This is a genomic window from Chryseobacterium sp. RU33C, assembly GCF_900156015.1.
In the GTDB taxonomy this organism is placed as follows: Bacteria; Bacteroidota; Bacteroidia; order Flavobacteriales; family Weeksellaceae; genus Chryseobacterium; species Chryseobacterium candidae.
Window position 1 is genome coordinate 103,029 of record NZ_FTMT01000002.1, and the last position, 16,846, is coordinate 119,874.

General features: G+C 36.2%; 12 protein-coding genes. 6 read left to right on the forward strand and 6 right to left on the reverse strand.

Annotated features, from left to right (window positions below):
- Window positions 1-21 precede the first annotated feature (21 nt).
- Window positions 22-516, forward strand: a complete 495-nt coding sequence (locus BW946_RS02295) for a hypothetical protein (protein WP_076594627.1) — start codon at window positions 22-24, stop codon at window positions 514-516.
- Between the two features lie 35 nt (window positions 517-551).
- Here the strand turns inward: BW946_RS02295 and BW946_RS02300 are convergent, their stop codons facing one another.
- Window positions 552-1,472: a bifunctional riboflavin kinase/FAD synthetase gene (locus BW946_RS02300; RefSeq protein WP_076594628.1), complete on the reverse strand. Its 921-nt coding sequence runs from the start codon at window positions 1,470-1,472 to the stop codon at window positions 552-554.
- A 287-nt stretch (window positions 1,473-1,759) separates the two neighbouring features.
- On the opposite strand from BW946_RS02300, the gene atpD reads away from it, so the two are divergent.
- From atpD to BW946_RS02315, 3 genes are all read left to right on the forward strand, one after another.
- Window positions 1,760-3,268 carry a F0F1 ATP synthase subunit beta gene (gene atpD / locus BW946_RS02305; RefSeq protein WP_034697748.1) on the forward strand — a complete coding sequence of 503 codons (1,509 nt, stop codon included), beginning with the start codon at window positions 1,760-1,762 and terminating at the stop codon, window positions 3,266-3,268.
- Window positions 3,269-3,349: 81 nt separating this feature from the next.
- Window positions 3,350-3,631 (forward strand): FoF1 ATP synthase subunit delta/epsilon, encoded by a 282-nt coding sequence (locus BW946_RS02310; RefSeq protein ID WP_034697749.1) that lies wholly within the window; start codon window positions 3,350-3,352, stop codon window positions 3,629-3,631.
- 78 nt (window positions 3,632-3,709) lie between these two features.
- Window positions 3,710-4,528 (forward strand): hypothetical protein, encoded by an 819-nt coding sequence (locus BW946_RS02315; RefSeq protein ID WP_076594629.1) that lies wholly within the window; start codon window positions 3,710-3,712, stop codon window positions 4,526-4,528.
- 174 nt (window positions 4,529-4,702) lie between these two features.
- Here the strand turns inward: BW946_RS02315 and BW946_RS02320 are convergent, their stop codons facing one another.
- The 5 genes from BW946_RS02320 to BW946_RS02340 form a co-directional block, all read right to left on the reverse strand.
- On the reverse strand, window positions 4,703-6,892 hold the full coding sequence (locus tag BW946_RS02320) for a B12-binding domain-containing radical SAM protein (RefSeq protein ID WP_076594630.1): 2,190 nt from the start codon (window positions 6,890-6,892) through the stop codon (window positions 4,703-4,705).
- A gap of 158 nt (window positions 6,893-7,050) precedes the next feature.
- Window positions 7,051-7,812 (reverse strand): bactofilin family protein, encoded by a 762-nt coding sequence (locus BW946_RS02325; RefSeq protein ID WP_076594631.1) that lies wholly within the window; start codon window positions 7,810-7,812, stop codon window positions 7,051-7,053.
- A 303-nt stretch (window positions 7,813-8,115) separates the two neighbouring features.
- Complete coding sequence (locus BW946_RS02330) at window positions 8,116-8,994, reverse strand: DMT family transporter (protein WP_076594632.1); 879 nt, start codon at window positions 8,992-8,994, stop codon at window positions 8,116-8,118.
- 66 nt (window positions 8,995-9,060) lie between these two features.
- Entirely contained in the window at window positions 9,061-10,332 is a 1,272-nt protein-coding gene (locus tag BW946_RS02335; RefSeq protein WP_170872048.1) for an aminotransferase class I/II-fold pyridoxal phosphate-dependent enzyme, read from the reverse strand.
- Between the two features lie 88 nt (window positions 10,333-10,420).
- Window positions 10,421-11,458, reverse strand: a complete 1,038-nt coding sequence (locus BW946_RS02340) for a PLP-dependent cysteine synthase family protein (protein ID WP_076594634.1) — start codon at window positions 11,456-11,458, stop codon at window positions 10,421-10,423.
- Between the two features lie 222 nt (window positions 11,459-11,680).
- Between BW946_RS02340 and BW946_RS02345 the strand changes: the two genes are divergently transcribed.
- A complete protein-coding gene (locus BW946_RS02345; RefSeq protein WP_076594635.1) occupies window positions 11,681-15,166 on the forward strand; it encodes a glycosyltransferase family 117 protein in 3,486 nt (1,161 codons plus the stop codon).
- A gap of 88 nt (window positions 15,167-15,254) precedes the next feature.
- Window positions 15,255-16,748: an LTA synthase family protein gene (locus tag BW946_RS02350; protein ID WP_076594636.1), complete on the forward strand. Its 1,494-nt coding sequence runs from the start codon at window positions 15,255-15,257 to the stop codon at window positions 16,746-16,748.
- The last annotated feature ends 98 nt before the right edge of the window (window positions 16,749-16,846 follow it).

Genomic DNA, 16,846 nt, shown 5'->3' on the forward strand with positions numbered 1-16,846 from the left:
CATTAATAAAATAAATAACAAATGAGAAACCACCTTTTATTATTCTTTGCAGCGGGCACAATAGTGCTGTCAGGCTGCACTAAACCACAAAACAAAAGTACTGCTGAAAAAGCCGTTCCGGCTGCTTCAACATCTGAAGTTTCTTCTTCCGAAACTCTTACATTAGAATTTACAGGGACAGATAATTTTAATATCAAAAATCCAAAGTTAAAGGTAAGTTTATATGCCCATGATCCCCTTTTAGCTGATGCTCCAGCTACATTAATTACAGAAAAGGAGTATGAGCAAACATCCGTTCCTTTTACTATTGATCTTCCCGTCCCTAAAGATGCTGCCAGCCGTATTAATCCCAAAGAAGCCGGAGATATGAAATATTACGTCTCAATAGAATGGGACTCTGACGGCAATGGTAAAGCAGGTGAAAAAAGAGATATCTACATAGACCACGATAAAGAATTCCCCAATGTGAAATTAAACGGCGAACCACAAAAAGTCTATCTAAAAATATTAAAATAATCAAAAAGGCTATTCAGAAATGAATAGCCTGTATTTTAAAAATTGAAATTTTCTGTTATTTTTTTATCCTCATCCAGTCTTTCAATTAACTTGTCAAGACCTTCAAATTTGATTTCATCATGAAGAAAATCCCTGAAACTTACCGTAATCTTTTCATGATAAATATCATCATCAAAATCAAGGATATAAACCTCCACAGTTAGTTTTTCTCCATTTACCGTGGGATTGGTTCCAATGCTCAGCATACCTTTATATTGGTTGTCCTTTACAAATACTTCAACAATATAAGCTCCTTTTTTAGGCAATAGCTTAATCGATTCACTATCAATATTGGCTGTTGGATATCCAATGGTTCTCCCAATCTTTTTCCCATGAACTACAGTTCCGGAAACAGAGTAGGAGTATCCCAACATTTCGTTGGCCTCTTTAATATTTCCTGCTAAAAGTGCATTACGTACTTTCGTGGAACTGATATTATTTTCATGAATATTGATCGCTTCCATTTGCTCTACTTCAAAATCGAGTTCTTTTGATAATTTCTGAAGAAGCTCAAAATTTCCGCTTTTATTTTTTCCGAAAGAATGGTCGTATCCAATAATAAGGTACTTTACATTCAGTTTATCAACTAAAATCTGACGTACAAATTCTTCTCCGGTCAGATTTCTGAATTCTTCATCAAATTCTTTCAGGAAAAGATTATCAATGCCATATCTCTCAACCAGCTGTTTCTTTTCCTCTAATGTATTCAGAAGTTTTAAATCTTCGTTAGGATTAAAAACAAATCTTGGATGCGGCCAGAAAGTAAGGATTGCAGTTTCCAGATTGTTTTCTGTCCCTATTTTAGCAAGTTCATCGATAATACTCTTGTGCCCGAGATGTACCCCGTCAAACATTCCTAAAGACAATGCTAAAGGCTTCTGTGAGGAATAATCTGTAAAATTCTTGAAAACTTTCAAAACGGAAAAATTTTGATTGCAAATATAAAACCTTTATTTTTAATGTAACGGCGGGAAAGTGAAAATTTGAAAATGAAAAATTCTGAAAATAATTTACATTATATTATATGATAATAGCGACAAATTAATGAATTGCAGATTTGCTGTTAAATATAATGATAAATATTGAATTTTATCCATTAAACAATAAACTCATTCGTCTCTTGAAAAGCATGATAAAAATCTTTTTTTTACCAATTGCGGGTTTATGAAGAATCACTATATTTGCACCAAGAAAAAATTTAGCAATGGCAAACCAAATTAAAGGTAAAATTTCTCAAATTATTGGTCCGGTAATCGACGTTGTCTTCACAGATGTGGAAGCTGTTCCAGCAATCTATGACGCGTTAGAAATTACAAAAGAAAACGGTGAAAAAGTAGTTTTAGAGGTAGAACAACATATTGGCGAAGATACAGTAAGATGTATCGCAATGGACGCTACTGACGGTCTTAAAAGAGGGCAGGACGTAATTGGATACGGAAATCCTATTATGATGCCTATCGGAGAGGCTGTAAACGGAAGACTATTCAACGTTGTTGGTGATGCTATCGATGGACTTCAAGATATTTCTAAGGATGGTGGTCTTCCAATTCACAGACCAGCTCCAAAATTTGATCAATTATCAACTTCAGCAGAAGTTTTATTTACAGGTATTAAAGTAATCGACCTGGTTGAGCCTTACGCAAAAGGAGGTAAAATTGGATTGTTCGGTGGTGCCGGTGTAGGTAAAACAGTATTGATTCAGGAGTTGATTAACAATATTGCAAAAGGACACGGAGGTCTTTCTGTATTCGCCGGAGTAGGTGAAAGAACGAGAGAAGGAAATGACCTTTTGAGAGAGATGTTGGAATCAGGTATTATCAAGTATGGTGATGATTTCATGCACTCTATGGAAAACGGAGGTTGGGATCTTTCTAAAGTAGACTTAGAAGCTATGAAAGATTCAAAAGCTGCATTCGTTTTCGGACAGATGAACGAGCCGCCAGGTGCAAGAGCCAGAGTAGCACTTTCTGGTCTTACATTGGCTGAGTACTACAGAGACGGTGGAGAAAGCGGACAAGGTAGAGACGTACTTTTCTTCGTAGACAACATCTTCCGTTTTACACAGGCTGGTTCTGAGGTATCTGCACTTCTTGGTCGTATGCCATCAGCGGTAGGTTACCAACCAACCCTTGCTTCTGAAATGGGTGCGATGCAGGAAAGAATTACTTCAACTAAAAACGGTTCAATTACTTCAGTACAGGCGGTATACGTACCTGCGGATGACTTAACTGACCCGGCTCCTGCAACTACGTTTGCTCACTTGGATGCAACTACGGTACTTGACAGAAAGATTGCGTCATTAGGTATCTATCCAGCGGTAGATCCACTTTCTTCTACTTCCAGAATCCTAAACCCTGAAATTCTAGGTAATGATCACTACAACTGTGCTCAAAGAGTAAAAGAAATCCTTCAAAGATATAAAGCACTTCAGGATATCATTGCGATCCTTGGTATGGAAGAACTTTCTGAAGAAGATAAAGCTGTTGTATACCGTGCTAGAAAAGTTCAGAGATTCTTATCTCAGCCTTTCCACGTAGCGGAGCAGTTTACAGGTATTCCAGGATCATTGGTAGACATCAAAGATACTATCAAAGGATTTAATATGATTATGGACGGTGAATTAGATCACTTACCAGAAGCAGCTTTCAACCTGAAAGGAACCATCGAAGAAGCTATCGAAGCTGGACAAAAAATGTTAGCTGAAAACGCATAAATTATTAACAATTTGAGATTTGAAATTTGAGATTCGGTAAGTAATTTCAAATTTCAAACATCAAATTTCAAATTTGTTTCTATGAATATAAAAATTTTAACACCAGAATACGTAGTTTTTGAAGGAGAAGTAGACTCAGTATTACTGCCTGGAAAAAATGGTGAATTCCACATCATGAAAAACCACGCAGGAATTGTTTCTTCTTTAATCGGAGGTGATGTAAAGCTTTTTGCTAATTCTATTGATGAGGCTTATGCTAAAAACTTCACTAAAGAAACCGGAAAAGACTCTGTTTTTGCTTATGCTATCAAAAGCGGTGTTGTAGAATTTAATCATAATAAAGGAATTATCCTTTGTGAATAATTAAATGAAAAGCTAAATATATTTTCAAGAAAGTGTAACTTTGTGTTACACTTTTTTTATTTGTAAAAGTCTGATTGTATGAAGAGAGGCATAATCATATTATTTACAGTTCTGGGTGTTTTCCTGCATGCTCAGAATATCAAAACCAAAAGAGGAATTATTAATCTTGACGGTGTTCCGGTAGCTAAAATATCCAGTAAATCCAGCGAATATACGTTTATGGATCTGAAGGAGACCCCGATGTATACTATAAAATTCATTGACAAAAGCATCGTTGATTCTGTTCGCGACAGCTATATCAGTGTCAACAGAGTATATAACAGGGATAAAACCATCGAAATTGATTATTCATCACCTTCTGCATTTTCCGGAGAAGAAAAATCTGCAGTCTTTACATCAGTTAAGGACCTTAAAATAATTGATAATAAAGGGATCAATGTCAAAAATCTTGATGAACTTTTCTCCAATGTACCCAAGAGAAAACTGGATACAAAAACAAAAGATGCTTATGCCATCCGAAAGAAAATTGATAAAATGAATATTGAGGTCAATAAAGTGGGAGAGATCCTTAGTAATGGTGTTCCTGTAGGGTATTTTACCAATTTGCCGGTAAGTTTCGGTTCAGAAGATACCATCATGGATAAGACCTCTATAGATATTGAGATCTATGACGCCAAAAGTAAACTTATAGGAAGATATATCACCACAACAAAACAGCTGAAAACAGCAGGAGGAAAATCTTTTACCCTATACAAGGAAATGTCCGGCAGAGCTTCTATCTTAAAATTTCCAACCTATAAAGCACTGGCTGAGCGCATGGCAATTATGGATCCCAATTTTATTAAAATACAGGAGAAAGTGTCGGTGGGTACTGTAACAAAAGAGACTTCTAATTAATTATTTATTAGAAAAAATAGACTTTTTATATCAATAGAGACGGGCCTTTAGCCCGTTTTTTTATAGATAAAATTCATCTGGCTTTAGGAGCCAAAACTTATAAGAATTTTGATGCATATCTTTTGTGAGATCGTATGATCCTTTCAAAAATCCCTGATAAAAAAACGAAAATTTTTATAAGCTTAAAATAACTCCATTTTCCTTCAATTGCTGCATCGGTTTTGAGAACCAGAACAGCTCAAAATCATCGAAATTTTCCTCAAATTGATTTTTAAGTTGCTGAATCGTAGGCTTTTTAGAATTTTCAATAGCATTCTCTTCCAATACATTCATCAGCCATTCTGCCTTTTCCTGTTCCAGCTCAACCTTTACAATATTGGTTTTTAGGTGGAATGTAAGCAACGTATACGTACCAGAATATTTCTTTTTATTTTTTACGCGATTCTCAGCGATTACGTTTTTGGTTAAAAAAATGACTTTGGAATTGGTCTTCAATTGAAACTGCCCATCTTCCAAAAGACAATCGTGAATATAATCCGGATGAATGGTTGTTCTTGGAATTTTAAAATCAAACCATTCCTGAAGCGGCAGTTCGAAGTTGATTCCATGCATATAATTGAATAAAGATTTTTTTAACCCGAAGCTGAACTTGTTATGATCAATTCCTGTTTTATCCTTAAAGTCAATATCATTATTGGCAAACAGAATTTCCTGCTTTACCGGAACTACTCCAAAATCTTCCGGACTCATTCCAACGGGTGAGTGAGCAGTCATCGCAAACTGATGCCAGAATCCACTTTGAAGAATTCCCATCTCAAACATTTGCCTCACCATTTCTAAGGAATCGACAGTTTCCTGAACCGTTTGTGTAGGGTAGCCATACATCAGATAAGCATGAACCATAATTCCTGCTTCTGTAAAATTTCTGGTTACATTGGCAACCTGTTCTACAGAAACTCCTTTATCAATTAATTTCAGCAGTCTGTCACTCGCTACTTCAAGTCCTCCGGAAACAGCCACGCATCCCGAAAGCTTCAGGAGGTAACATAAATCACGGGTGAAGCTTTTTTCAAAACGGATATTGGTCCACCACGTTACCACAAGATTTCTTCTGAGAATTTCCAGAGCAACCTCTCTCATAAGGGCAGGCGGCGCAGCTTCATCTACAAAATGGAATCCTGTCTCACCGGTTGTCCGGATTAATTCTTCAATCCGGTCTACCAGAATTTTAGCAGAAATAGGTTCGTAGATTTTAATATAATCTAAAGAAATATCACAAAACGTGCATTTCCCCCAGTAGCATCCGTGTGCCATGGTCAGTTTGTTCCATCGGCCGTCGCTCCATAAACTGTGCATCGGATTGGCAATTTCGATAACGGAAATATATTGATTCAGTTTTAAATCTGTATAATCGGGAGTTCCTGTTTCAGACTGTTTGAAGTCATGCCTTTTAGAATTGTTCTTATAGACGACTTCTTTATTTTCGAGAAGAAAAGTTCTTTTAAACTCAGCTTCTTCAGTGGCAATTTCTAAATTTTGGTGAAGAAGTTCCAACGGAAGCTCACCATCATCTAAAGTAATAAAATCAAAAAATTCGAATACTCTCTGATCTTTGACTTCTCTTAATTCGGTATTGGGAAATCCTCCTCCCATAGCGGTTTTAATGTGAGGATAATGCTTTTTGATCCATTGGGCACATTTGAAACCGGAATAGAGGTTGCCGGGAAACGGTATTGAAAAGCAAACCATTTTTGGCTGAACAGTTTCTATTTTTTCACGAAGAATTTTTAATGTAAATTCATCAATAAATGTAGGCTCACCCGATAGTTTTGAGTATAATTCGTTAAAAGAATTGGCACTTTTTCCGAGACGTTCCGCATATCTGCTGAAACCAAAATCAGCATCGATATTTTCTACAATATAATCGGAAATATCTTCTAAATAAAGCGTTGCCAGATGTTTGGCTTTATCCTGAAGACCCATGTTTCCAAAAGCAAATTCCATATCATCCAGCTGGTTGAAACGGGAAGCTTCTGGAAGGAAGTTCATGCTGCAGATCTGTCTGGCCAGAGTAGGTGTTTTTCCCTGTAAAAAAGGAATTACCTGATCTATCGTTTTTAAATACTCTTCTTTTAAAGCATAAATTCTCTGGGAGTTTTCAGAGGTGTTCTGAAGATCAATTTCTGTATTGAAAACCTTGCGGATCCCATCCTTTGAAAATAATTCCAAAATAACATCGATCCCCAAATCTGCCTGATAACTGGAAATATCTTTGGTATTTAAAAATCCTTTAATATAAGCCGTTGCAGGATAAGGAGTGTTAAGTTGGGTAAAAGGCGGAGTAATAAGAAGCAGGTCTTTCAACAGAAATTTTTTGCAAAGTTATTCTAAAGTTTTTTCAGAAAAAAATTTTTTCTCCTGATTATAAACATTGAGAAAAAGTCTTAGCAATATTGCGTCTTATTAAAATCTGGTTTTGTCACAATTCTTTTATTTCCACTCTATAAAAATAAAAAAGTAGTTTAGAATAAATTCGCAGGTCTGTTAAACAAAGCATCGGTTGTATTATTCTCAATAAAACTTAGGAAAGCATTTTCATCAAAATATCCATCTTCATCAAGAATTACCGGATTTAATAATTCGATTTCACTGGGCTTTTCCAGGCTGATATTTTCAATAAATTTTCCGGTCTTGCCTGTGATCTCATTGTGAAAACTGATTAAGTATCTGGAATAAATATTTCCTTCTGCAACAGTGTAATGTCCGTTTTCTGCAATAAGGGAAGTCATAATACTTCCTCCGATGTAGGTTTCATTATCATTTCCTGAAGCACCAAACAATACTTTTGAGGTAACATTTCCAGAGCAATACAGTGACCCATTGATGATGATATTTTCTGCCTTTATATTACCTGTAACTATAAGAACAATATAATCTTCAACAAACAGTTTCTTGGATACATAAACATCACCTTCTATAAGAATAATTTTATAGCCTTCACCTTCTTCGGTAATCAGTTCAAGGGAATTATCATTTTCATTTTGTATAAGGACAATCTCAGGAGCATCATCTTCATGATTAATATGCAGAGAGGCTTCTTTTATCTTTTCCGCTGTTTCATCATCCAGCATTTCGAGAAATTCAGCAAGACTTTCCTCATCTAAATAGCTTTCTTTGAAAAAATTGTTTTCCAGAGCTTCATGAGCAATGCTGTATAGATTTTCTGATTTTTCTTTGAGCTGTTTGTATAGTTGATCTTTGGTAAGTTTTTGCAATTCTTTCATCGGCTTTTAAAAGTATATACATGGGGCTTTTCAGTGGGGAAACACCTATTAATAGACAGATGCAATATAGTCAGATAAATTTTGTTATGCCAGAAAGTAGAGGATTTATTTTTTTAAATATTTTTCTTATGGATGACTTTTTGAGCTGAAATATCAGATTATTTCACAATTAGTTTTGGAGGTTCTGTATGCGTTTGCTTTGAAATATAGTAAGTTTTGAGAAAGCTCAGTCAATAGAAAAGCCAGACTCGTCAAGAAGTCCGGCTTTGTATTATATTTTTATATCAGTCTAATAATTTATCACTAAATGTGACCTGTTTTCTTTTGGTCTCCAATCACATTCAGGGTAACTCCCAAAAGAATTAAAGTAATCCCGATGAGTAAATTGGGAGTAAATTTTTCATGAAACATCAGGACACTGATCAGTACAGCAACTACAGGTTCCAAAGCTCCTAAAATTGCAACAGGAGTAGAACCGATATATTTAATAGCATATACCAGACAAAGACTGGAGATCACCGTAGTAAGAAATGCAAAAACAAGAAAATTAAAGAAAATCTCTGTTGAAGGTATAGCAAACGACGCATGAGCTGTTACAGCTTTAGACATAAAGAACATTGAGGTGAAAAGCATTGAGTAAAACGTAAGCTTGAATCCGGATACCTTGATATTCGATTTGTTGACGATAACCATATATAAGGCATAGAACAGTGAGCTGAGCATGACGATTCCCAATCCTGCAAAATTGATTTCCAGTCCGTTTCCTTTTAAACATAAAACAATAACTCCCGCGAATGCCAGAAGTAAAGAAACTCCGGATAATCTGGTAAGCTTCTCTTTGTAAAAGAAAAACATGATCAGTGCTACAATGACCGGGTAAACAAATAAAACGGTGGAGGCAATTCCTGGTGTTAGGAAATCATATCCTAAAAACAAAAATTCAGAAGAAAGGGCATAACATACTCCAAGGATGGCAAGAATTAAGGCTTCTTTCTTATTGATTTTAAAACTTTCTCTGGAATACAGCAGATATCCTCCCACCATTAAAGCTGAAAAGAAAAATCTGTAAAACAGTGTGATATCCATTGAAAAGTGTGCCCGCTTCACAGGCAGAATAAAAATCGGAATCAGACCATATGAAACAGCCGATAAAATTCCCAGTGTGTAACCTCTAAGTTTCATTTGCTTTTATAGATATTAAACAAAAAAGCCACTGAATCAATCAGTGGCTTTATTTATTTTTTAAGATTAAATCGGTTTAAAACTCAATCCTTGTTCCTGCAGTAATTTTTGTTCCTGCTCTTTGTAGTAGCCACCTACTAATTTATCATGAATTGCTTCAAACGCTGCCAGAGTTTCATTGATCTCTGCATCTGTATGAGAAGCGGTAGGAATCAGTCTTAAGAGAATCATTCCCTTCGGAATGACCGGATATACCACCACAGAGGTGAAAATACCGTAATTTTCCCTTAAATCTTTAACCAATAGAGTAGCTTCTACCGGGGTTCCCTGCATCATTACCGGAGTTACACAAGTATTCGTGTCACCAATATTGAATCCTCTTTCTTTAAGTCCGCTCTGTAGTTTTTCAACATTCTCCCAAAGTTTAGCTTTGATCTCAGGTCTTGATCTCAAAAGCTCCAATCTTTTTAATCCTCCGATTACCATTGGCATCGTAAGAGATTTTGCAAAGATTTGTGATCTCAGGTTGAATTTCAGATATCTGATAATTTCTTTATCACCCGCAAGGAATGCTCCGAAACCAGCCATCGATTTAGCAAAAGTAGAAAAGTAAACATCAATCTGGTCGTTACAATCCTGTTCTTCACCTACACCAGCACCTATTTTACCAAGAGTTCCGAAACCATGAGCATCATCTACCAATAGTCTGAACTGGTATTTTGACTTAAGATCACAGATTTCTCTGATTTTTCCCTGTTGTCCTCTCATCCCGAAAACCCCTTCTGTAATTACAAGAATACCTCCTCCTGTTTCTTCAGCCACCTTAGTTGCTCTCTGAAGATTTTTCTCAAGGCTTTCCATATCGTTATGCTTGTAGGTAAATCTCTTACCGGAATGAAGTCTTACTCCATCCACGATGCAGGCATGAGAATCCATATCATAAACAATCACATCATTTCTGCTTACCAAAGCATCAATGGTAGAAACCATTCCCTGATAACCGAAATTCAACAGGTATGCTGACTCTTTTTTTACGAAGTCTGCCAATTCTCTTTCCAACTGAAGGTGCTGGTCTGTTTCTCCAGACATTGCTCTCGCTCCCATTGGATAGAACATTCCATATTCTGCAGCCGCTTTTGCATCCGCTTCTATTACTTCAGGATGATTACACAATCCTAAATAGTCATTGGCACTCCAGAAAATTACTTCTCTCCCCTGAAACTGCATTCTAGGGCCAATAGGACCCTCTAATCTTGGGAAAATAAAATAGCCTTCACCATAATCTGCAAATTGTCCAAGTGGTCCTGGATTTTCTTTTATTCTTTCAAAAATATCCAACATTGTATCGTAATTTTTAAGTAATAAAGCCTTTTTTGTCTGAATACGCAAAAGGCTTTATTTATTTGTATCGTGATTTTATTCTTTTTTACTTGATAAACTCAGTTTTGAAAACTTCGTCATAGTTGTGAACACAGTTGTTGACAAATCCCTGTTCCGCCATCCATTTGTCACTGTATACTTTAGTGATGTATCTGGAACCGTGGTCAGGATATATTAAAACAACTACGTCATTTTCTGTAAGTTCATGAGACTGGGCATACTGTATTAGTCCCTGCGTTACAGCTCCTGTAGTATAACCTCCCATGATAGCTTCTTTTAAAGCAATCTCACGGGTTCTGTATGCAGACATTTCATCATTAACCCTTACAAACTCATCTACCTTGTCGAAAAGCAGGGCAGAAGGGATCAGGTTTTTACCCATTCCCTCAATCTGATAAGGGTGTACATCTTCTTTGTGTATTTCTCCTGTTTCGTGATAGCTTTTAAGAATAGAACCGTCTGCGTCTACACCAATAATTTTGATATCCGGATTTTTTTCCTTCAAAAATTTGGCAGAACCAGACAATGTACCCCCAGTTCCGGTGCACGCAAAAAGGTGAGTAATCTTACCCTGTGTCTGTTCCCAGATCTCGGGACCTGTTGTCTGATAGTGTGCATCAATATTCAGTTCATTAAAATATTGATTGATGTAAATAGAATTAGGAGTTTCCTGAGCGATTCTTTTAGCTACTTCATAATATGATCTTGGATCATCTGCCGGTACATTGGCCGGGCATATGTACACCGTGGCTCCCAATGCTTTCAGATAAGCAATCTTTTCAGGTTTTGTTTTATCACTTACTGCAAGAATACATTTATATCCCTTAATGATACATACCATCGCAATAGAAAATCCGGTATTACCGGAAGTAGTTTCTACAACTACAGAATCTTCCTTTAAAAGGCCTTTTTTTTCTGCGTTCTCTATAATATGAAGTGCGATTCGGTCTTTGGTGGAATGTCCAGGATTATATGATTCTAACTTGGCATAAATGGTTGCTGGAATATCTTTTGTAACAGTATTTAGCTTCACCATCGGAGTGTGTCCTATCAGGCCAAGAATATTATCGTAAACATTACTCATTATTTGTTATTTTCAATAAAAATCTGACTGCAAAAATACAAAAAAATAAATAATTACTAAACTTTTGTTTGATTTCTAGGGCATAGTTTTGTAAAAGTTATTTTCGTATTTACAGTTTTGACACGTCTATAATCGCAAATATTACGCCAAAATTTTTAAATTTTGTTAAAACCCGCATAAAATAAGATAAAAGCCTTATTTTCGCATAATTGATTTAATACTATGAAAAATTGGACTTTTAGGCAATGGAACACCGTTTCAGGATGGGTGATTTTCGTTATTGCTTTCTTCACGTACTTGTCCACCATAGAACCCAATTTCAGTTTCTGGGATTGTGGCGAGTACATTTCTTCTGCAGTAAAACTTGAAGTAACGCACGCTCCCGGAGCGGCTTTATTCCAGATAGTGGGTGCCGTGGCAGCCATTTTTGCATTAGGGAAAGGCGAAAACTATTCTATCGTGATCAACGCGATGTCTGCATTGTTCAGTGCGCTGACTATTTTATTTTTGTTTTGGACGATCACTCATTTTGTGAGAAGACTTTTAAACAAAGATTTTGAAGAAATTACAAAACATCAGGAAATTTCTATTTTATTTGCCGGAGCGGTAGGAGCGCTTTGCTTTACGTTCTCAGATACATTCTGGTTCTCGGCAGTAGAAGGTGAAGTTTACTCTATGGCTTCTATGTTTATCGCGCTTTTGGTCTGGTTAATCACCAAATGGGAGAATGAGTATAAAGCGGGAGACAGTGAAAGATGGATTATTCTTATTTTCTTTGTTTTGGGACTTTCTGTGGGTGTACACATGATGTGTATGCTGGCAATTCCTGCAGTATGTCTGGTATATTATGCAAGAAATTACAAGTTTACCTGGAAAAACTTTATCTGGGCAAACCTTATCACATTGGGGATTTTGATTATCGTTTTCAAAATTATTTTCCCTTTAATTATGACGATGTTCGGAAGACTTGAGATTTTCTTTGTGAATGGTCTTGGACTTCCTTTCCACTCAGGAACAATTGCTGCATTTATTTTAATGGTAGCGATTTGCTATTTCTTAATCAAATATGCAAGAAAAGCAAAAAGAAATATCTATCAGACGGCTGCATTATCTGTAGTCTTCATGATGATCGGGTTCTCCTGCTGGATGGTGATTCCTATCAGAGCGAATGCCAACCCTCCAATGAACCTTAACGATCCGGATACGGCAATTGGTATGCTGGATTATTATAACAGAGAGCAGTATGGTGACTGGCCAACAATCTACGGGCAAAATTACACAGCATTCCTTGATGCTAACGGAATTGAGAAAAACGAAGACGGAAGCTTCAAAACACAAAAAACCGGGGAAATCTACGAAAAAGATGAAAAAAACGGAACGTACAGAAAAACCGGAGACCGATTCAATTATGTATTCAACAAATCTCAGGTGAGCTTAATGCCAAGAATGTTTAATGAGGATAAGGATGTAATGGCGAACTATATTTCTATGTATGGTGCTCCTGATTTTACCTTCAACTATGGTAATGAAGATGTGGCAGATAATCCTCAGGCTAAGCAGATTTTTGATGAGCTGAGAGCTAAATACGAAGACAAATCTATTACAGCTTCAGATTATCTGAAAGTAAAGCCTTATAACCTGATCAATGTTCAGAAGCCTTCATTACTTCAGAATATGGATTACTTTATTACTTTCCAGAACGGATATTACTTTGTAAGATATCTGATGTGGAACTTCGTGGGAAGACAGAATGACCTTGAAGGAAACATGGAAAGCACAAAAGGAAACTGGATTTCCGGAATTCCTTTTATTGACAATGCTGTGGTAGGAAATCAGGATAAAATGCCTGCTAAATTCAAGAATGAAAGTACGGTAAAATTCTTCTTCCTTCCATTAATTTTAGGTTTGATCGGATTCTTTTTCCAATTGAACAGAGACTTCGGAAGATTCTATGCACTGTTATCTTTATTTATTTTAACAAGTGTAGGAATTGTTTTCTACACAGGGGTAAAACCTTTTGAACCGAGAGAAAGAGATTATGCAATGGTAGGTTCATTCTATGCATTTGCTATCTGGATTGGTTTGGGAGCAGGAGCAATCTTATGGTTCTTACAGTCTAAAATAAAATCAAACGGAGCTAACATTGCTTTAGGAGTGGTTTTATTAGGAGTACCTTTCATGATGGGCTTCCAGAACTATAATGTTCATGACAGAAGCAACAGATATACAGCATACGATTATGCATATTCAGTATTAAAATCATTACCGAAAAATGATATCCTTTTCGTTTACGGAGATAACGATACTTATCCGGTTTGGGCAATTCAGGAAACAGAGCAGTTCAGGGATGATGTGAAGGTAGTAAACTTTACCCTTGCTTCAACTCCATGGAACCTTGATCAGATTAAAAGAAGAACGTACAACGCTATGGGAATCCCTAGCCAGTTGACACATGACGATTACAGAGATGGTGTAAATGATCAGATCTATATGATGAAGAAAGAAGATTGGGAAGGTGTTTTCTCTATGCTGAAAGAACAGGGAGCACCGGAAACAGAATTCCAGTCGTTCAGAAAATATCTTACTCAGGATTCTTTAACACTGAAACAGGCTATTGAATTCATTAAGTTCAAATCTCCTGAAAAAGACGAGTTATTGAAAATGTACTTCGGGGAAGAGAAGTTTGAGAAATACAATATTCTTCCGGTTAACAAATTCATCCTTCCGGTGAATAAAGAAAATGCTTTGAAAGCAGGAATCATCAACAAAGAAGATCTTCCAAACGTAGTCAATCAGATTATGATTACTTACAAAGGAAACACATTGTATAAGAACAACCTTATTTTGATGGATCTTTTAGCGAACTTCGACTGGAAGCGTCCGATCAACTTTTCATCAGGAGGCATTTATGACAGTGAGAATATTTTCTATCTGAACGATTACCTTCAGTTTGACGGATTCAGCTACAGATTAATTCCTATCCAAACGCCTCCGACAGCTGACGGCGATATGGGAAGAGTAGATGCCAATTCTCTTTATAACGTAGTGAAAAACTTCAGATGGGGGAACTTTAAGAACTTAAATGCTCACTTTGATGAAACGGCTACTTCCAATATCATCAGCTACAGAATGTCTGCAAGCAGAGCGGCAGCAGCCCTAGCATTAAGCGGACAGAAAGCTAAAGCATTGGAAATTCTGGATCTAGCAGCAAAAGAAATTCCGGCAGAGAAATATAATGATCCCCGTTCTTTAAGCTCAATTGTTTCAGGATACATCATCGCAGGTCAGGAGCAGAAAGGTCTTCAGCTTGCTGAGGTACTTAAGAAAGGAATCTTTGAAGAGTATGATTATTATTTAAGTCTTTCTAAAGCAGATCAAAGTTATCTGAGAAGACAAATGAGAACAAAACCTATGGAATATTCTCTTGTGGTTTCTGCAGTAACGGATGCTTACACAAAGATCGGACAGAAAGAAAAAGCATATTCTTATCTGGTAAAATCCATAGAGCCGATTGATAAGAAGTTCAATGTATTTATCAAAGATCTTCAGGAAATGGGTAGAGAAAAGGCCATGAAAGAGTCTGAAAATGTACAGCAGATCACGCCGTTCTATCAGTACTTGTTTGATGTGATGGAACCTTATGATTCTACTTATTCAAAAGAAAAAGAAAATCAGATTACGACTGCGATTATTAAAGCAACAAAATAAAATATTGTAAAACGGAACTTCGGTTCCGTTTTTTTATTATTGGCAATCCTGAATTTTAAGGTTATATTTGTGGAAGTAAAAATACATAATGTCCGAAACACAAAATAGCAAATTCCCAATCTATGCCGTCATTGCTACGGTTCTTTTTAAGCTTCTTTTTTTATTAACGCACTACATTCAGGAAGATGCATTTATTACCTGGAGGGTTGCTCAGAACCTGTTGGATTATGGAGTAATCGGCTTCAATGGCGATACCAAGATTTCTGCATCTACAACACATCTGTATGTTTTTGTATCCTATATTTTCAATCTTGTTTTTGGAAAAGAAAACTTTATTGAACCTCTTTTGATTTTTAACTCCCTGCTGTTTACCATAGGAACTTTATGGCTGTCTCATTTGGTTCTTAAAAAACCATGGCATAAAGCGATCTTTATATTTCTGATCGGTATTTTGCCGCCTTCCATTAAAATTTCAATCCTCGGTATGGAATACGGAATTCTGTTTTTTCTGGAGATGGCATTGCTGTATTACGGTTTCCATAAAGGGAAAAAATGGGTGTTGACATTTCTTCCTGTTTTAATCATGTTTACAAGGATTGATACAGTAATCTTCCTGGGAATTGTATTTCTTGTGGATCTATTCTGGAACAGAAAAATCAGATGGAATTATATTTTTGGCGGAGCTTTGGGGGTCTTAGCTACGGTTGCTTTCAACTGGTTCTACTTTGGTGAATTAGTTAATAATACCATTACTGCGAAAAAATTGCTTTATAGTGAAAATTTTACGGTCCAGCAGCATATCGGATATTTTTTTAAAAGTTTTGGAAACTTCTGGGGAATGCTGAAAGTTCCGGGAGATTTCAATCCTCTGACAATTGTAATAATGATTTTTGAATTACTTTGCTTTATTTATCTCATCAGGCAAAGGGAAAAAAGAAACTACTTTTTGTGGATGATTTTTCTTTTCGGATGGGCAAAACAAATTATATTCATTTCTCAGAAAAGCTTGTTCGACTGGTATTACTGGGTGCCGCAGCTTTTGCTTTTTGTTCCTGTTCTTATTTTTGTACTGGAACAGAAGCAAAAGAAAAAACTATGGCTTTCATTACTCGTTATATTCTATATTTTCCCGATGCTTATTTTCCAGACGGTTCACTGTATTGCAACAGGAAACGGAGAGTGGAATTACCGCAGAACAATTGGTACGTTTTTACATCAACATGAAAAAGATAAAAACCAATGGATTTTACTGGAACCGGCGGGCTATGTTCCTTATTTTTCAGGATTAAAAACAATTGATGAGGTGGGATTGGTAGATAAGCAGATTCAGGAAGAAATTAAAAAAGATAAGGTCAATTACTGGATCAACACCGTAAAAACAAGAAAACCGAAATATCTTCTTTCTTATCAGAATTTATACGAAGGAAACAATGCGAATTCATTGTACTATCAAACCCATTATAAACTTCTGAAAGAATTCCGTGTGAAAGATCATCTGAAAAGCGACAATAAGATTCTGGAAAAAATTTATCATCTCAAACCTTCCGGAACAGACTATAATTTGTACATTAGGGTTGATTAAAAGATTGAAATATTTAAAAATTGAAAGAATTCAGAAAAAAAGTTTTATAATAACTCTTTCACTCTAATACTCTCAAACCCTCCGATCCCAACAATCAC

Bases quoted from the DNA above. Each gene is read 5' to 3' on its own strand.
- BW946_RS02295 (WP_076594627.1), top strand. From the start codon at position 22: ATGAGAAACCACCTTTTATTATTCTTTGCAGCGGGCACAATAGTGCTG.
- atpD (WP_034697748.1), top strand. From the start codon at position 1,760: ATGGCAAACCAAATTAAAGGTAAAATTTCTCAAATTATTGGTCCGGTA.
- BW946_RS02310 (WP_034697749.1), top strand. From the start codon at position 3,350: ATGAATATAAAAATTTTAACACCAGAATACGTAGTTTTTGAAGGAGAA.
- BW946_RS02315 (WP_076594629.1), top strand. From the start codon at position 3,710: ATGAAGAGAGGCATAATCATATTATTTACAGTTCTGGGTGTTTTCCTG.
- BW946_RS02325 (WP_076594631.1), bottom strand. From the start codon at position 7,812: ATGAAAGAATTGCAAAAACTTACCAAAGATCAACTATACAAACAGCTC.
- BW946_RS02330 (WP_076594632.1), bottom strand. From the start codon at position 8,994: ATGAAACTTAGAGGTTACACACTGGGAATTTTATCGGCTGTTTCATAT.
- BW946_RS02340 (WP_076594634.1), bottom strand. From the start codon at position 11,458: ATGAGTAATGTTTACGATAATATTCTTGGCCTGATAGGACACACTCCG.
- BW946_RS02345 (WP_076594635.1), top strand. From the start codon at position 11,681: ATGAAAAATTGGACTTTTAGGCAATGGAACACCGTTTCAGGATGGGTG.
- BW946_RS02350 (WP_076594636.1), top strand. From the start codon at position 15,255: ATGTCCGAAACACAAAATAGCAAATTCCCAATCTATGCCGTCATTGCT.